Annotated in this window: 13 protein-coding genes; 6 read left to right on the top strand and 7 right to left on the bottom strand. The window is 43.0% G+C overall.

What is annotated here, in order from left to right; translation table 11 throughout:
* Positions 1 to 262: 262 nt before the first annotated feature.
* The 3 genes from O9295_RS07800 to O9295_RS07790 form a co-directional block, all read right to left on the bottom strand.
* Entirely contained in the window at positions 263 to 1,453 is a 1,191-nt protein-coding gene (locus O9295_RS07800) for a restriction endonuclease subunit S (protein WP_288032586.1), read from the bottom strand.
* Between the two features lie 79 nt (positions 1,454 to 1,532).
* On the bottom strand, positions 1,533 to 3,884 hold the full coding sequence (locus O9295_RS07795; protein WP_288032585.1) for a DEAD/DEAH box helicase family protein: 2,352 nt from the start codon (positions 3,882 to 3,884) through the stop codon (positions 1,533 to 1,535).
* Between the two features lie 157 nt (positions 3,885 to 4,041).
* Entirely contained in the window at positions 4,042 to 6,678 is a 2,637-nt protein-coding gene (locus tag O9295_RS07790) for a M1 family metallopeptidase (protein WP_288032584.1), read from the bottom strand.
* 4 nt (positions 6,679 to 6,682) lie between these two features.
* Here O9295_RS07790 and O9295_RS07785 point away from each other — a divergent pair, with 4 nt between their 5' ends.
* Both O9295_RS07785 and O9295_RS07780 read left to right on the top strand, forming a co-directional pair.
* Positions 6,683 to 7,120 (top strand): DUF4079 domain-containing protein, encoded by a 438-nt coding sequence (locus O9295_RS07785; RefSeq protein ID WP_002743713.1) that lies wholly within the window; start codon positions 6,683 to 6,685, stop codon positions 7,118 to 7,120.
* A gap of 102 nt (positions 7,121 to 7,222) precedes the next feature.
* Positions 7,223 to 8,320: a CobW family GTP-binding protein gene (locus O9295_RS07780; RefSeq protein WP_288032582.1), complete on the top strand. Its 1,098-nt coding sequence runs from the start codon at positions 7,223 to 7,225 to the stop codon at positions 8,318 to 8,320.
* 90 nt (positions 8,321 to 8,410) lie between these two features.
* Here O9295_RS07780 and O9295_RS07775 read toward each other — a convergent pair whose 3' ends face one another.
* Positions 8,411 to 9,322 (bottom strand): metal ABC transporter solute-binding protein, Zn/Mn family, encoded by a 912-nt coding sequence (locus O9295_RS07775; RefSeq protein WP_288032581.1) that lies wholly within the window; start codon positions 9,320 to 9,322, stop codon positions 8,411 to 8,413.
* Between the two features lie 134 nt (positions 9,323 to 9,456).
* Here O9295_RS07775 and thrS point away from each other — a divergent pair, with 134 nt between their 5' ends.
* On the top strand, positions 9,457 to 11,256 hold the full coding sequence (gene thrS / locus O9295_RS07770; protein ID WP_288032580.1) for a threonine--tRNA ligase: 1,800 nt from the start codon (positions 9,457 to 9,459) through the stop codon (positions 11,254 to 11,256).
* Positions 11,257 to 11,342: 86 nt separating this feature from the next.
* Here thrS and O9295_RS07765 read toward each other — a convergent pair whose 3' ends face one another.
* Positions 11,343 to 11,639 (bottom strand): DUF7219 family protein, encoded by a 297-nt coding sequence (locus O9295_RS07765; RefSeq protein ID WP_002743720.1) that lies wholly within the window; start codon positions 11,637 to 11,639, stop codon positions 11,343 to 11,345.
* A gap of 337 nt (positions 11,640 to 11,976) precedes the next feature.
* On the opposite strand from O9295_RS07765, the gene purC reads away from it, so the two are divergent.
* Together purC and coaE are read left to right on the top strand one after the other, a co-directional pair.
* On the top strand, positions 11,977 to 12,702 hold the full coding sequence (gene purC / locus O9295_RS07760; RefSeq protein WP_288032579.1) for a phosphoribosylaminoimidazolesuccinocarboxamide synthase: 726 nt from the start codon (positions 11,977 to 11,979) through the stop codon (positions 12,700 to 12,702).
* A gap of 61 nt (positions 12,703 to 12,763) precedes the next feature.
* Positions 12,764 to 13,363 (top strand): dephospho-CoA kinase, encoded by a 600-nt coding sequence (coaE, locus tag O9295_RS07755; RefSeq protein ID WP_288032578.1) that lies wholly within the window; start codon positions 12,764 to 12,766, stop codon positions 13,361 to 13,363.
* A gap of 166 nt (positions 13,364 to 13,529) precedes the next feature.
* On the opposite strand, the gene O9295_RS07750 is transcribed toward coaE, so the two are convergent.
* Positions 13,530 to 14,360: an energy-coupling factor transporter transmembrane component T family protein gene (locus tag O9295_RS07750; RefSeq protein ID WP_288032576.1), complete on the bottom strand. Its 831-nt coding sequence runs from the start codon at positions 14,358 to 14,360 to the stop codon at positions 13,530 to 13,532.
* Between the two features lie 179 nt (positions 14,361 to 14,539).
* Positions 14,540 to 16,708 carry a lytic transglycosylase domain-containing protein gene (locus O9295_RS07745; RefSeq protein ID WP_288032575.1) on the bottom strand — a complete coding sequence of 723 codons (2,169 nt, stop codon included), beginning with the start codon at positions 16,706 to 16,708 and terminating at the stop codon, positions 14,540 to 14,542.
* Between the two features lie 465 nt (positions 16,709 to 17,173).
* Between O9295_RS07745 and cysC the strand changes: the two genes are divergently transcribed.
* Complete coding sequence (gene cysC, locus O9295_RS07740) at positions 17,174 to 17,719, top strand: adenylyl-sulfate kinase (RefSeq protein ID WP_061432214.1); 546 nt, start codon at positions 17,174 to 17,176, stop codon at positions 17,717 to 17,719.
* The last annotated feature ends 368 nt before the right edge of the window (positions 17,720 to 18,087 follow it).

Genomic DNA, 18,087 nt, shown 5'->3' with positions numbered 1-18,087 from the left:
GTGGTCAACTACCTAATTTTCAGGGAAAAAGTACCTGAATTTTCCCCCGATCCCCGCAATGGCTGGCACTTTTTGAGGGGAAAAAAGTCCAAAAGTCTTATCCAACAAGGTTTTTAGATTTATTCAGCAGACCCTAATTAGGTTTTCTGTCATTTAGTAAAATAATAGCGATTTTCTTCTGATTCGGTACGAGGTATGAACAGTATTTGGTTTAAGTTTGTCCATGCTTGCTGTGTTTTTTCTATGTCTATTGTTTGCATAACTATAATTCTCCCTTAAAGGCGCGGCGCAATAGGACGGCGGGGAGTTTATTGATGGTGTCGAGTTGCTCTTTTAAGTTCTGTTTCAGTCGTTCCACTTCTTGCATTTGTTCGGTTAGAGTTGAGGCGATTTGTTGTTGTTTGGCAAGGCTAGGCAGAGATATTTCTAAAGGTTGAAGTATACTTAATTTTAAGTTTGCCTGTGCTACTTGAGGTGCTATCGATTTTAGATGTTCCCTAATAAATAACAAGCTGTAATAGATAAAATCTGTATTACTTGCTTCCAAATATGGGGTAATACCAACTAAGCTATCTGGCATACAACTATCAAAATCCAGAATACCAACAGCACCAATGGTAGCGGCTATAGTTATTACTAATGTTCCTTTTGGGAACAATTTACTGACTGCTAAACCATCGGCATTTAAAGTAGTATTATAAGCCGTAATATATTTATTAGCTGATTCTACTTCTCCAGTTTGTATCCACGGATAATCCCCTCCATAATAGCGAGGATCGTTACGAGGTCTTGGGGTAAATTTCCCTCTTTCTAATTTTGCAATATCCCCTAACTTTCTCCTCTCCCAAGAATTAGCCTCCTCACTTTCAAAAACAGCCCGAAGATAGGCAGCAGGTAAAGCCTTGGCAGCTTCTAACTGTGCTTCTGTTGCTTTTCGTGCCTTTTCTACCGCTTCCATCTGTTCATTAAGAATGGCGGCTATTCGCTTTTGTTCGCTTAGGGGTGGGAGGGGGATTAATTGTTCTCTAACTTGACTATCTGTGACAGCAGGATACATTGATCCTTTGACGAGATTAGAAAGATTGTTGACAAAATATTGAGATTGAACGTATTTAAATAAATAGATAGGATCTAAATTTTTATCAGCACGAAGTACACAAAAACCTGTACTGCAAACTTGCTGATCAAAAACAGAATCAACCAAAGCTACTGAGTTTAAATTTGGGCGAGTAGTAGCGACTAAAACATCATTTTTGTATATGATTTTTCTAGCGCGACTAGGAGCGTCTTTACCAAGTATAGTTTTAGCATCAGTTATTTTTTTGTTTGTATTGTCGATACTACTAATATCGACATATTTAAAGAAATTCAATGGAGTTAGTTTGGGATTATATATTCCTGTTGTTGGATCACAAACATCCCCTAACTTTACCCACTGCCAACCATCGGGCAACTGCCGATCATTTTCCTGACTCATAATAACTCCCTTGCCCAATCATAAACATTCAAATACCAATCCCAAATTAAAACCCCTAAGCGGCAAACAATCTTATCTTAGTTTCCTGTATGATCTCAGAGGGTTTACCTACTAACTTTAACGCCGACAAACCCCCAGCCTTAGTCACTTCCGGCACTTGAAAAATGAGCTTATTTTCTAATCCTTCCGTCCCCGACTTACCAAACTGAGAAGCGATCGCCCTCACTGTCGCCGCCGTTTCTTCTGGCATTTCGCGTAACCAATCCTCCTGTTTATAACTAAAAGCTTCCGCTCTTTCCAAACGAGTCAGACGGTGCAAACCATAACCCAACTCTCCCAAAACATCAAATAAATCGCAAGCTTCCAACTCATCTAGTGTCCTAATTATACTTGCCGATCGCCCCCCATCGGGCAGTATTTGTAATAACTTCCCCCTCTCCTCCGGCTGAACCCAAATTGAACGAAATAAGGTCAAATTAGTCACCTGATTAACCAAGGATTCCGCCAGCCTCTCTCGATACTCTTCTACCGTTATCGGCTTCGTTTCTCCGTCCACCGTCGTCAGAATATAGCGCCCCACCGGAGTAATATTCACCTCAAACCCCTCAACGGAGATAACCCGCCGTTGCTGCCTTTCCTTTGGTTCCGCCGCCGTACCCTTTTTGGTGGCTAACTTATCGAGAAACTTCTCCCCAAATAAACGGGTAGCATTAGTGTAGTCATACACCCGAAACATTAACTTATTAGTGGGTAGATGCAACCGCGTCCCCCGCCCTACCATTTGATAGAAACTAATGGGAGAATTGACATATTTAAAAAAGACAATATTTCTCACATTGGGGACATCGACGCCGGTGGTTAAAAGATCTACCGTCGTCGCGACAAAATGGGAACGGGAACTGCCCTTTAAATCCGGCAAATAGTCATTACCCGAAGATTTCGCCGTACACTTGAAAGCATAATAATCCTTCGGCTTTTCCCCCTTAGCGGCACACCAACGGCTATAGAGATTATTCATCTCAATGGCTACAGCATCAGCATGGCGGTCATTAACACAGAAGATAATCGTTTTCTGTTCCACTCCCCCCGTTGTTAACAAATGATTGAATAAATCCCCCGCCATCGCCATCACACGGTCAGGGAGCAAAATTAACCGCTCATAACTGGTTTTCTCGTACATTTCCCTAATTTCTGCCTCTGGGATGGGCTGTCCCGTGTTGGCATCAAGGGGATTTCTGCTGATGACCTCCTCCACTGTAATGCCCGTGTCATCGAGGTTGATGGCGCTCCTAACAATTTCGCAGGCGGCAAGATAGCCATCCTCTATCCCTTGTCCGATGTCGTATTCATAGACAGGTTCGCCAAAATAGGCCATATTATCGGCGGTGATTTGTCTATCGGCTTCTGATTCGGGCGAGTCTTCTGTAAACTCCAATTCCCGGGGAGTTGCCGTCAACCCCACCTGTACCGCTTCACTGTTGCGGGTGAGAACTTGCGACCACTTACCCCAAGCGGAACGGTGACACTCATCGATGATCATATGGCTGAAATAATTTTCCGGGTAATGGGTGGTTAAAAAATTCCCCATGTCCTCTTCCTTGTCCACATTCAGGGTTTGATAGGTGGCAATTAAAACACGGGCATTCTTGTGGGGTTGGTTCTTTTCTACTTCCGCCGCCTCGGAACCGAAGGCAATTTGCAAAGCCGCCGCCCCCTGGGTTCTCAACTCATCGCGATCGCAGACAAATAACGCCCGTCGCAACTGTCCGGCATCTGCTATCTTTCGCAGTAGGTTACAGGCGATAAAAGTCTTACCCGCGCCCGTTGCCAGGGTTAGAAGGACTCGCGCCGGGGAGCCTGTTTGCTGGCAGCGGGCAATTTTTTCCAAAGCAGCGCGGATGGCAGCATCTTGGTAGTAACGCCGTCCTCCTTCTCCCCCCTTATAGGGAGTCAGCAGGGGACGGGCGACCTCCTCTGCTAGGCTGAAGCCTACATACTGCTCGTATCTCCCCCTCAGTTCGGCCGGGGTAGGAAATTGGCTGAGGGGCTGAGGGGCTGAAGTTATATTCGTCGTGCGATCGTGTTCGACAAAAAGATGACCGTTACAGGAGTACACAAACGGTACATTTAACCCTTTGGCATAGCGTTTAACCTGTTCTAAGCCTTCAGTGGGGGGCGCATCTTCCTTTTTTGCTTCTATTAGGGCGACGGCTAAGGGTTGGCTGTCGCTACTGACGGCCACTCGCAGGGTATAATCGATCCTTCCCCTGGCGCGTTCGGCTTCCCCATCGATAATTTGAATTGCCCCCGGGGTTTCTTCTCGCTTGAGACAATCCTCGGTCCATCCTCTTTGATGCAGGACGGGGTCAATTAATTTGGCTCTGGTGTCTGTTTCTCCTAATCCCATGGTTCTCTCAAGACAGTAAACAGATAACTAATGAATGATACTAAAATCTGGTTATTAAAAACTGATTATCTATTGCCCCTATTGCCTTTTGCCTGTTCTGATATGTAGCCTATACTCAACTGATAACTGATAACTGATAACTGATAACTCAGGTTAACTAACCATTTTTCGCCTCTAATTTGGTCAAACGACTTTTAAGTTCCTGATTTTCCTGTTTCATTTTTTCTAATTCCTCGCGAATTTCCTGAATTGCTTTCTCGGAACCCAATTTTTTCTGGACTTTTTGTACTGCTTCCTCGGCTACACGACGGACACGACCATCGGGAGTTCGATCGCTCAAAGCTTGTAAAATAACGATAGCTTTGGCATTTTCTATCTGTCCTAAAGCGTTACACACTGCCACTTGCGTCAAGAAAAAAGTTTCCTTGGCAATGGTTTCTAAACGTTCCAAAATTACGGTTAATTTATCCGTGGTTTGTCCGGAAGAAATCGCTCCCAGGGCGCGGATAGCCCCTAATCTCAGGGGTTGAGGCGTGCCTAAAGCCGTGTAGGTCAAAATTGACTCCAAAGCCGCCGGCGAGGTTTTTAACTGGCTTAAACCGCCAATCGCGCCCGCTCTTACTACCTCATTCCACCCCTTTCTTAACTGTAAAACATGATTGAGCAGGTCAATAATTTCCCCTTCTTTATTTTGCAATTGTCCCACGGCCATAGAGCCTAATCCTCGCGCCGCGGCCGCTTCCACATAATAACTAGCATCTCCAGCTTCTAGTAGGGATTTAAGCGCGTGATAACTATCTAAGGTTTTAATTTCACTTAATCCCTCGACAACTGCCCGACGTACTTGTGCTTTTTCGTCGTTTAAACCTTTAATTAAAGCAGTAACCGCCTGATCTAAACCAAGAGTCGCTAACTGTTTGACCACCTCCACACGCACCCCCCAAAAAGGCTCATTTTCTAGGGATGTCCCTAAAGCTTCGATCGCTTCTAAACCGCCTTTTTTAGCAATGGCTATGGCTGCATAGATACGGGAAATTGGATCGGTATCCTGTTGTAATTGCGCTTTTAATTCACCGATGGGATACTCAAGAGTGACGGTTTTGAGGAAATTATTACCCCGATCGAACTTGACAAAATCGGGCTTTTGTGCTAGGGGAAAATAGAAACTTTGTTCTTTTTGGTGAATCCGCAGATTGTAGGTAAGATCCTCAGAGTTGAGATAGGCAAAAGCGACGGGAATTTTCAAGTCGAATAGTTCTTTTTCGTCCTGGGTTTGGGTGACAGTTAATTGGGCTAAATTATTCTGATTGTCCCAACTGTAGGCCACCTTATAATCGGGATGACCACCGCGATAAACGTACTGATCAAAGAGGAATAATAAATTGTAGCCGGTCGCTTTTTCGATCGCCCGTAATAAGTCCACAGTTTCCACGGTTTTATGGGCATTATCTCGCACAAAAGTCTGAATCGCTTTTCCGAATAAATCTTCCCCTAAAATAGAGCGGATCATGTGATAAACACAAGCACCTTTTTCGTAGAGATGACGATCATAAAGTTCGATCGCTTCTCGATAAACATGAGTAACAATCGGACGACGATAGCGGGAAGTATCTTCTTCTAAATAACTTCTTGCTTCCCCTAATAAATAATAACTACCAGCAGCTTTTCCGTATTCCGATTCTGTCCATAAAACCTCAGAATAGGAGGCCATTCCCTCTTTAATCCAAGCGTGAGACCAGTGTTTAATCACCACTAAATCACCGAACCATTGATGAGCTAATTCATGGGCAACTAAGCTTTCTGTCCAAGTATGATCAATGCTGGCTCTTTGATCAATTAAACAGCGATCGGTTAAAATTGTGGTAGAAGTATTTTCCATCCCACCAAAAATAAAATCATCTACACAAACTTGTGCGTATTTAGGATAGGGATAGGGATAACCAAACTTTTGGCTAAAAAACTCGATCATGCGGGGAGTTTTACCCATACTTCTTTGGCCCTCTTCTTCCCGTCCTTTTTCCACATAATAAGTGACAGGAACACCATTCCATGAGTCGCATAATTCAGCAAAATCTCCCACCGCAAGAGTCATTAAATAGGTGGGATGAATTTGCTTTTGTGACCAGTGATAAATTCTGTCCTCACCAACGGGTTCCACCGAGATTAATTCCCCGTTAGAAATAGCGATATAGGGTTGGGGAATTTTAACCCGAATTTCGGAAGTGGCTAATTGGCCAGGGTAATCAAAACAGGGAAACCAAAAGCGAGAATCTTCATCTTCTCCCTGGGTCCAAACTTGCATCGGTTTATCGGGATAATATTCATCGGGGCCGATAAAATATAACCCCCGTTGTGGTTGCTTAACCTGATAGTTAATCGTCAGGATAATCGGTTTATCGGTGGTGGGTTGCAGCAGATGAATGGTCAGAAGAGAACGATCATAGTCAAAGGGTTGACTGATACCTTCAATGAACACAGAATTAATATTTAAATCCACCGCGTCCAGAGTTAAACTGCTAATTCCCTGACGAATGGGGGTGAGGGTAATCTGACAGCTGCCCTGAAAACTTTGTTGAGGAATATCAATAATTAAATCGAGAAAAATATGATTAACTTGTCCGGGTCGATCGGGGTTATAATGGGGTTTAGCCCCGGGTAACTCAAAGGGTTGACGCTGATTATTTTCTGTGTCGATGGTGAGATGAGACATATTAGCCCTAACTTGCTGATTTTTGTCCGGTAAACTTAAATTAACACGATCGGTCGTCCCTTTCCTTGCTAATAATAATCCCACCCCTATGAATCTCCCTTCCTTTCTCTGGTTATGGAAAATTGCCGCTTGGTCGATGGGATTTACCCTCTTTGCCTATTTTTTACTAGCGGTTTCGGGGGTAAACATGGGTTATCGACGACTCGCGGGCCAATCTCGACCGAAATGGTTAAGATCCTTTCATCTCCTCAGCGGCCTGATCATGGTTGCTTTGGTCTTAATTCTGCTGGGAATCGGATTAGTGGGAACAATCGGTCATTATGGCAGTTTAGGCCACTCTTCCCACCTGATAGCGGGTTTATCGGTGGTTTTTCTGGTTTTTGTTTCGGCAATTAGCGGCCTGAACATTACAACTCGTCCACCTCTAGCGCGGTCTCTCCACATCGGCACTAATCTTTTATTGTTTCTGGGTTTTCTTTTTGTTACCCTAACAGGATGGGATGTGGTCCAAAAATATCTACAATAAAAATAGTCGGCGATCGAGTGGAGACTGTTTGATCGAGAAAAACTAGCTATCTCATCCCGAAAAATCGCTTTTTAGTGACAGAATACTCACCCCCAAATCATTATGCAAACCGTCGAATCACAAGCTATTAACACGATGTCAGTGCCAAAAAAAGGGCTACCGGTAACAATTATTACTGGGTTTCTTGGTAGTGGTAAGACTACTCTCCTCAATCATATTCTCAGCAATCAACAGGGATTAAAAACTGCTGTTCTTGTCAATGAATTCGGTGAAATCGGTATCGATAACGAACTGATTATCAGCAGTGATGACAGCATGGTAGAATTAAATAATGGCTGTATTTGCTGCACGATCAACGAGGATTTAATTCAAGCGGTTTATAAAGTTCTCGAACGTCCCGAAAAAATCGATTATTTAGTCGTAGAAACCACGGGATTAGCCGATCCTTTACCGGTAGCTTTAACCTTTTTAGGTACAGAATTACGGGAAATGACCCGTTTAGATTCCATTGTCACTATGGTGGATTGTGCCAATTTTAGTCTCGATTTATTCAACTCGCAAGCGGCCTTAAGTCAAATCACCTACGGTGATATTATTGTTCTCAATAAAACCGATCTAGTGGATGAAGCGGATGTGGATTCTTTAGAAATAAGAATCCGGGACATGAAGCAAGGAGCGAGAATTCTTCGTACTAGCAAAAGTCAGGTTCCTTTACCCTTAATTCTCAGCGTCGGACTATTTGAATCGGATAAATATTTCGACACAGAAGAAGAACACCACGACCATGATCACCACGACCACGATCACGACCACTGCGACCACGATCACCACCACGATCACGATCACAATCATGATCATCACGACCATTCCAATCATTTAGAGGTGGATGGATTTACTTCTATTTCCTTTGCTAGTGACCAACCTTTTTCGATTCGGAAGTTCCAATATTTCCTCGATAATCAGTTACCGGAAAGCGTTTTCCGCGCTAAGGGGATTCTCTGGTTTGATGAAAGTCCTAAACGTCATATTTTTCACCTCAGTGGCAAACGTTTTACTCTCGAAGATGACGAATGGAAAGGTACTCCCAAAAATCAGCTAGTTCTTATCGGTCAAAATCTCGATCATGAAACCCTAAAAGAACAGATTAACAGTTGTCTCATTTTACCTGCTGTCAATCGCGGTAAAGGATTTGGCAAATAAACCCCGTGGGGGTGTTAGCCTAGGGTAACGCACCCCCATCACCCAAATTCCCCACTACCCCACTTCCCCACTTCCCCCAATTATTTATTTTTATTCGGGTACTTTTCCTCCTAAAGATTCCACGATCGATCGAGTATTTTCCCTGAGCATTTTTACATAACTATCCCCCCCAGTACCCACCGCACCGATCGAATCAGAATATAATTGTTTTGGTGCTAATTTTACCCCCGCTTCTGCGGCTACAGTGGTAATTAAAGCGGGATTAATAGTCGTCTCGGCAAAGATAGCAGGAACCTGGAGATTTTTAATAGCATCGGCTAAATTTTTCACCGTTTGGGCGCTAGGTTGTTCTTCGGTACTAATGCCAATTAAAGTTCCCGCTACTTTTAACCCGTAGGCATGAGCATAATACTGAAAAGCGTCATGAGTGGTGACTAATTGCCTTTGGGAAGGGGGGATAGTTTTAATAGCCGCAGTAATCCAGCGATCAAGATTTTCTAATTCCCTGATTAATTGGGCGGCATTTTCAGTAAAAATCTCTTTATCTTCGGGACTTAATTCAATCAATTGATCTCGGATTGTTTTCACCATGATTATGCCATTTTTTGCCGAACCCCAAACATGGGGATCGGGTACTTTCTGCCCCTCTTTTTCCAGTTGTAAAGGTGTAATGGCTTCTCCCACAGCCACTTTTTTAGCTTTAACTGCCGTAGAATTGATCATTTTAATTAACCCCGGTTCGAGATTATAACCGTTATAGAGAATTAAATCGGCTTTTTCTAAAGCGACACTATCGGCGGGAACCGGTTCATAAACGTGGGGATCATCCCCCGGTTTTAAAATGTCTTGATGGTCAATTTCTTCACCGCCCACTCCTGCGGTTAAATCGGCGATAATTGTGCTAGTGGAGATTACCTTGGGTTTTTGGTTATCGGTGGTATTAACTGAGGGATTACAAGCAACCAATCCCAAAAATAAACAGGATAAAATTAGTTTTTTCATCGGGAAATAGAGATGAGGGTTTAGAGGTTAGATATGGGGGGAAATGGCATTGATATCTATCTTGATTTTTTTCCTGACTAAAGACTCCTTTTACCATTAAAATAGAGAATAGAGAAGGTGTAAATTCAAAAGACATGGATAACCAAGCCCCGATTAAACTACCGAAAACCAGCGAATCCGACCACCTCAAGCGCATTCGTCACACCACCTCCCATGTTATGGCCATGGCGGTGCAGAAATTATTCCCGAAAGCCCAAGTTACTATCGGGCCTTGGACTGAAACCGGATTTTACTACGATTTTGATGTGCCGGAACCTTTTACCGATAAGGATCTCAAGGACATCAAAAAAGAGATGGTCAAAATTATCAATAAAAAACTGCCGGTCATTCGCGAGCAAGTTTCTCGGGAAGAGGCGGAAAAGCGCATTAAAGCGATTAATGAACCCTATAAGCTGGAAATTCTGGCGGGAATTCAAGAACCCATCACCCTTTATCATCTTGGTGACGCTTGGTGGGATTTGTGCGCCGGTCCGCATCTAGATAATACAAGCGAACTAGACCCAAAAGCGATCGAATTAGAGACGGTAGCGGGTGCTTATTGGCGTGGGGATGAGAATAAAGCCCAATTACAGCGCATTTACGGCACAGCTTGGGAAAATCCCCAACAATTAGCCGAATACAAGCGCCGTAAGGAAGAGGCCCTCAAACGGGACCATCGGAAATTAGGCAAAGAATTAGGTTTATTTATTTTCTCTGATTCTGTCGGGCCGGGGTTGCCTTTATGGACACCAAAAGGAACTTTAATTCGTTCTTTGTTAGAAGATTTTCTCAAAAAAGAACAGTTAAAACGCGGTTATTTACCCGTAGTTACTCCCCATATTGCTCGCGTCGATTTGTTTAAAATTTCCGGTCACTGGCAAAAGTACAAAGAAGATATGTTTCCCATGATGGCAGACGATGAGGAATCTGCTGGTAAAGAAATAGGATTTGTCCTCAAACCGATGAACTGTCCTTTTCATATTCAAATCTATAAAAGTGATTTGAGATCCTATCGGGAATTGCCGATGCGTTTGGCAGAATTCGGTACAGTTTATCGTTACGAACAATCGGGAGAATTGGGGGGGTTAACTAGAGTTCGCGGTTTTACCGTGGATGATTCCCATTTGTTTGTCACTCCCGAACAATTAGACAAGGAATTTTTAAGCGTTGTTGATTTAATTTTGACGGTGTTTAAGAGTTTACAATTAAAGAATTTTAAGGCGCGATTGAGTTTTCGTGACCCCGAATCGGATAAGTATATCGGTTCCGATGAAGCTTGGGAAAAGGCACAATCAGCGATTAGAAAAGCGGTGCAAACTTTGGGGATGGATTATTTTGAAGCCCCCGGAGAAGCGGCTTTTTATGGTCCCAAATTAGACTTTATTTTCCAAGATGCCCTCGAAAGAGAATGGCAGTTAGGAACGGTACAGGTAGATTATAATTTACCCGAACGTTTTGAACTAGAATACGTTGCCGAAGATGGTAATCGTAAACGTCCGGTGATGATTCATCGCGCACCCTTTGGTTCTTTGGAACGTTTAATCGGTATTTTAATCGAAGAATACGCAGGGGATTTTCCTCTTTGGTTAGCTCCTGTCCAGATACGATTATTACCGGTTAGTGATAGTCAATTGGATTACGCTAAAGAGGTGACAGCGAAAATGCAATTGTTAGGAATTCGCGCCGAAACCGATACCAGTGGCGAACGTTTGGGTAAAATGATTCGCAATGCTGAAACCGCAAAAATCCCCGTGATGGCAGTGGTGGGGGCCAAAGAAATGGAAAGTAATAGTTTAAGTATTCGCACCCGTGCCACGGGCGATTTAGGAGTAATTAGCGTCGAGGAAGTGGTGGCAAAATTAGAAACTGCCATCCAAAATCACGGTAATTTTTAAGCGTTTGCTCATCTAATTCTATGGGGCAGAAAATATTTCTGTCCCAGTATTTTTTATCAAGCGAGGAGATTTTTCCTGATTACCCTTTAGGTATCATCATCTTTTTGAAAGGGATTTTCCCCAATGCCTAGGCCTTTTTTGCTCTGTTTTAAGTCTTTCCAGAGAGCTTTAATTTTTTGATAGGCTTCTAGAGAACTGATTTTGCCCCCCGTTTCCAGATTACAAATAAAACTGACTTTTTGGGCAAATTCCTGTAAATTGGCGTTAAATAGCAAGTTTTCTGGCTTAAATTCTCCATAGTAGGGGGCGCGAGGATAGAGAAAATCCTCCTTGCGGCGATCGGGGAGATTCGGGTTATCATCGTTAGGAGGATTCTGGTTCATAGGGCGATGGCGGGTAATTTTGCGGAATTTCTTTAGATTTTTCGGTAATGGGAATGGGAGATAATATCAGTTGTTGGCTATCATTGGGGATTTAAGTAAAAACTGGGCTGATTCGCCAAAAGTTTACCCCTGGGATCGTGACACTTTTTGGTTATAGGTTAAGATTCGGTCGCAAAATGTTGGCAGTTATCTTTAAGCAGCAATTATACATTATTTTTTTTCAACGATCATCTCCCCGATGATATAAATTTTTTGTCTAGGTTGATCGCCAAAATTTGCTGCTGCCGCTATCTGATTAACCATCGATTTTCGTTTATCAATGCCGAGGATGATAACTATGGAAAAACTCTATGAAGGTAAGGCCAAAATTCTCTATCAAACCGAGGATCCTGATATTCTCCTAACTTATTACAAAGACGATGCCACCGCTTTTAATGCCCAAAAACGCGGGCAAATTGTCGGCAAAGGAGAAATTAACTGTACTGTCTCCACTGCCCTATTTCAATGGTTAGAATCCCTAGGAATACCTACCCATTATATCGATCGCCCTAGTTCTAGGGAAATGCGTGTCAAGGCGATTAAAATTATCCCTTTGGAGGTAGTAGTCAGAAATATCGCCGCCGGGAGTTTGTGCAAGCAAACGGGATTAAAGGAGGGGAAAGTTTTACCTTTTCCTCTTGTAGAATTTTATCTCAAGGATGATGCTTTAGGCGATCCTTTGTTAACAACCGATCGCATAAAAGTGATCGATATTGCCAGCGAGGAGCAAGTCAATCAGTTACGAGATTTAGCCCTGCAAATCAATCAATATCTGCAAGAATTTTTCGATAAGTGCCAGATTATTCTCGTCGATTTCAAGTTAGAATTTGGAGTTGATAAAACGGGCAAAATTTATCTAGGTGATGAAATTAGCCCCGATACCTGTCGTCTCTGGGATAAAACCCAAGAGGATGCCCAAGCGCGCATTCTCGATAAGGATCGTTTTCGTCGCGATTTAGGAGATGTGGAAACTGCCTATCAACAAGTACAAGCAAGAGTTTTACAACAGATAGAGAGTTTATAACTGTGGGGTGTGTTAGCGAGCGCGTAACGCACCTTAATTGAGATTAGCAATTTAATAATTTATGTCAAGAAGAATTATCGGGTTAACAGGGGGAATAGCCTGTGGTAAATCCACGGTTTCCAATTATTTAGAAAATATCTACAAAATTCCTGTCCTTGATGCGGATATTTATGCCCGGGAAGCAGTGGAAAAAGGTTCGGCAATTTTAGAGAGAATTTTTCAGCGTTATGGCAGAAAAGTTAAAACTGAGGATAATTCCCTTAATCGCCAACAGTTAGGAGAGATTATTTTTAATAATCCCGAGGAAAAAATCTGGTTAGAAAGTCAGATTCATCCCTACGTTAGAGAATGTTTTAAGCGGCATTTAGAGCAGTTAGAAGCCCCGATAGTTGTTTTTTCTGTTCCTTTATTATTGGAAGCCAAATTAACCCATTTAGTCACAGAGATTTGGGTGGTTTCCTGCGGTTTTGAGCAACAAATTGAACGCTTAATGACTAGGAATAACTTAAGCAGAGAACAAGCGATCGCTCGGATTAATAATCAAATGCCTTTAGCCGAAAAAATTGCCTTAGCTGATATTGTTTTGGACAATTCCGGGGATTTAGAAGCTTTATATACCCAGATCGATCGAGCTATAAGTAGCTGGTTAGAATTAAATTGAAGATAGATTTTGGGTTCGATCCCCCCTTAATCCCCCCTTGATAAGGGGGTGCCGATCCCCCCTGCCCCCCTTGATAAGGGGGGTGCCGATAGGCGGGGGGATCCCCCTTGATAAGGGGGGAAACTGATAGTTTTTAACACCTAACTACTTACAATAGGGATTAATTTTAAAACAACCAGGCAAATTTTCCCACCCCGAATTTTACATAGAGAATAATTGCCAAAACCAATAAAAATAGAAAGCCAATAATTAATAAATAGTCTTTATTGGTTAAGATTGATTCCTGTAAAAATGTGCGATCAGGATCACCAGAGAAAGCTTTAGCTTGTAGAACTACCTCTAATTTTTGCGATTTAGCCATAGCGTTTAAAATTAAAGGTACAGCGATAGAAGCGTAAATTTTTCCTTTTTGTAACCAACCCATTTTTTCTATTGCTAATCCTCGTAATCTTTGAGCAGAAATAATCGATCGGGATTCTTCTACTAGGAGAGGAAATAAGCGCAGGGTAGAGGAAAAAATAAAGACTATTTTGTAAGGAATTCTGGCTTTAGTTAAACTCACCATCATCTGATTTATATCAGTGGTAAAAATAGCGAGGGGAATAATTAAAACCATGGTGAGAGTTTTAAAGATCACATTTAAACCGTAGAGGGTTCCCTCGACAGTCATTTGAGTAGAACCGACAGTTAATAAGGGAGTTAATTCAGTTTTTCCCGTTAAAGCTTTTACCTGTTCTACATTAAAAAATCCCATGGTAATTAATAAGAATAGATAAAAAGGAGCCATGAATTTTAAAATGGTGAGGAGATAAGACCATTTTACCCCAGCCCAGAGACAAGCTAAAGCGACAATAAGAGTTAGCAAACCGCCAGCGAGGGGACTTTCCCAAGTAAAAGCGATGAGAGTAACCACGATCATCATGGTTAATTTTGTCCGAAAATCTAGGCGAGTAAAAGGAGAATCTCGATCGACGGTTTGCCAGTTAAATGATTGCATAATCAAGAAAAAAGTTAGTAAGTAGCTAGGTGTTAAAAACTGTCAGATGCCCCCCTTATTAAGGGGGGATTAAGGGGGGATCGGCACACCCCTTATTAAGGGGGGATTAAGGGGGGATATATCTTCAATTTAATTATAACTTTAAGGGAATGAGTTAATTACCCATCCCCATCAATTCCCTAGGAAGGGTTAGCAATTCTGTTCATTTGCTCTTGAATTTCGGGGTTATAAATCTGGAGATAATTCCAATAATTACCAAACACCGATTCTATATAACCCTTAGTTTCTCTAAAGGGAATATTCTCAACAAATTCATCGTGATCGCTAAAATCGAAACGTTGTTTCCATTTGGAAACTGCCCCAGGTCCGGCGTTATAACTAGCCACGGCAAAAAGTGAATTTCCGGCGAATTTATCGTGGGTATAATCGAGATACCATGTCCCCATCATAATGTTATCTTCGGGATTAGTTAAAGAATAACTTTTATTGCCAGTATTACCCGCGATATATTTACCCGTATCGGGCATAATTTGCATTAATCCCACTGCCCCCACAGGAGAACGAATTTCTTTTTCAAAGCGGGATTCTTGCCGGATTAAAGCCGTCACTAGCAGGGGATTTAATTGTCTATCTTTTGACCATTGCAGGATGGTATCGTAGTAGGGGAAAGGGAATAAAGCGTGCCAGTATTTATCATTTTGTCGCAGGAGTTTCCAGGCTTTCTTTTCCTCCGGGGTATCTCTTTCTCGCAAGCGCCAAATCAGGTTAATTCCTTCTAAATTTTGATTGCGAGAGAGTTTATATAAACCGAGGTTAAATTGTTCGTCAACGGTTAAATTCCAAGGATCGACAATTTCTGCTTGCCAGAGATTCCAAGCGTCCGTATCTTCACCAATTCGATATAATTCCTTGAAAGCTTCCGAACCAGCGGGGGGATCGTTACGAGTGGCGGGTTTGACGGTGGTAGGGTTATAGGAGCGGACAGTGGTAAAATCCCCCACGTCCCAACCTAATAAAACCGCCGAGCGCCAAGCATAATAGGAATGGGGATGACGAGAAATAGTGTAGGTAAAAGCTTGTTTTGCTTCTTGGTTTTTTCCTAGTTTTTGCGCCCATTTTCCCACCCAAAAGGCTGCTTTCGGGGCAATTTGACTATCGGAATTATTAACCGCAATTGGCTGCGCCCACTGCCACGCCTTGGCGTAATCACCGGATTTAGCGGCTCTTTGGGCCATTAACCAGCGATAATCGGCGGCTTCGTCGGATTTTGGGTATTTATTTAATAAAGTCTGCCATGTTTGACTAGCGGCCTGGGCATTAGTTGAGTTGAGTAATTTGGCTTTCGCTTCCAAAGCTTCCGGGGCGCGATCGGGAAATTGCTTGACAATGCGATCGAGATATGCTATAGCATCGCGGTTAGGAGAAATTTGGGCGAGTCGCAGTAATCCTAAACCGGTTTCTGGGGCCTGGGGATAGGTTTTAATTAATTTTTGGTAAGCGGTGCGAGCTTCTGGCAGTTTTTTGGCAATTTGTAGCCCGCGGGCGTAACGATAGGCTTGTTCGGGGCTAGGAGTGGCTTTAGCGTAGGCTTTATAGGCTTTTTCGTACAATCCCGACTGCCAATAACCCGCCCCAATCATTGCCCAATCCGCCGGAGTTAACTGCTCGGCGTAGTCTTTCACCAAACGATCGCGGGCTTGATTGAGGGTAGGATCAAAAGGATTAGCCTTGGCTAACTGCAACCATAAGGGAAATTGATCGGGATTTTCTTGAAGACGTTGGCGAATTAAAGCCAAAGTACGCGGGTGTCGGGGGTATTCCTTGAGCAATTTTTCATGATAACTGGGGTCGTATTTGCCCAAAGAGTAGTAAGCTTCCGCCACTACGGGCGATTGGGGATAGGTTTCCAGTAATTTTTGCCAAATTTCTCGCGCTTTTTCACTATCGTTGCTTAATTCGTGGGCGCGTCCCTGTTTGAGGAGAATCTGGGGAGCGAGGACAGGATATTGTTTTTCTAAGCCTTCTAATTGTTTTAAAGCCGGACCTCCTTCATATTTTCTCAATAAATCCATGGCCAGGAGATAGCGGGCGCGACTACGATCTAAAGAGGGTGCGTTGGCATCGGCAACATCTTTTAACTTGACATCTCGCTCGGTTTGTGGTAAAGAAGCGCTATCAACCACGGCAGAGGGTTGGTTAGGATCTTGGCTAGGAAGCGACGCACTATTGCGATCGAGCCAAGCGAGAATTTTCGGGTGAAAGAGAAAGAGACTGGTGAGAGTAAAAAGCGCAACCCCAGAACCTAGTCCAAGAATGAGCGGGGTGTGAGGGGGGAATTTCTTAAACATTACCTTATTCAAGACAGTAACTCAACATACATTATCAATGATCGTGGTGACAGGTTGTTTGTTTCAATCAGGTTGGGGAAGTGGGGTGTGGGGTGTGGGGTGTGGGGTGTGGGGTGTAGGGTGTGGGGTGTGGGGTGTAGGGTGTGGGGTGATGGGGTGATGGGGTGTGGGGTGTGGGGTGTGGGGTGTGGGGTGTGGGGAGAATAAATAAAAATAATCTCCTGTCTCCTATCTCCTGTCTCCTATCTCCTATCTCCTGACTCCTATCTCCTATCTCCTGACTCCTGTCTCCTGTCTCCTATCTCCTGTCTCCTGTCTCCTGTCTCCTGTCTCCTGTCTCCTGTCTCCTGTCTCCTGTCTCCTATCTCCTGTCTCCTGTCTCCTGTCTCCTGTCTCCTGACTCCTGATCACTGATCACTGAGATATGGTACGCTAAACAGGATTTAAGTATTATTAATGATTGCTATGAAACAAGGCGGCGTGACGGTTTGGTTAACGGGATTGAGTGGTGCGGGGAAAAGCACGATTACCGAGGCATTACAGGCAAAATTAATCGCTGAAGGTTATTCCATTGAAGTTCTCGATGGCGATGTAGTACGGACGAACCTCACCAAAGGTTTAGGATTTAGTAAAGAGGATCGCGATGAAAATATCCGTCGCATTGGTTTTGTGTCTAATTTGCTCACCCGTCACGGTGTGATTGTCCTAGTTTCGGCTATTTCTCCCTATCGTGAGATTCGCGAGGAAGTACGGCAAAAAATTGGCAGTTTTGTCGAAGTTTTCGTGAATGCTCCCTTAAATGTCTGTGAGGCGCGCGATGTGAAAGGATTATATAAAAGAGCGCGTGCTGGCGAAATCAAGTCTTTTACGGGAATTGATGATCCCTATGAACCACCTTTTAACCCGGAAGTGGAATGCCGCACCGATTTAGAGACTTTAGAGGAAAGTGTCGCCAAAGTCTGGAACAAATTGACGGAATTAGGCTACATTCATCAAGCTGTGGCGGTTTAATCGCAGCATAACTTTGTCTTGTTGGAAAACATCGTAGGGACGTGGACTACAAACGTCTCTACATCCTGATTAACCCCTTAAGCAAATTTGTTAGTCAATCTCCTTTTCTTCAGTACCTAAGCAAAGTTAATTATACCTCTTAGTCAACCTCTGGTTAAAGTGCAAGAGTGTCTAAACAGTAATCAGTGATCAGTAAACAGTAAACAGTAAACAGTAAACAGTAATCAGTGATCAGTAAACAGTAAACAGTAAACAGTAAACAGTAAACAGTAAACAGTAAACAGTAAACAGTAAACAGTAAACAGTAAACAGTAAACAGTAAACAGTAAACAGTAAACAGTAAACAGTAAACAGTAAACAGTAAACAG

Origin of the sequence: Microcystis sp. LE18-22.4A, assembly GCF_027531105.1 — a bacterium.
GTDB classification, from domain to species: Bacteria; Cyanobacteriota; Cyanobacteriia; order Cyanobacteriales; family Microcystaceae; genus Microcystis; species Microcystis aeruginosa.
The sequence above is the reverse complement of the archived record's forward strand: the minus strand, read 5'-3'. Positions and strand labels throughout refer to the sequence as shown.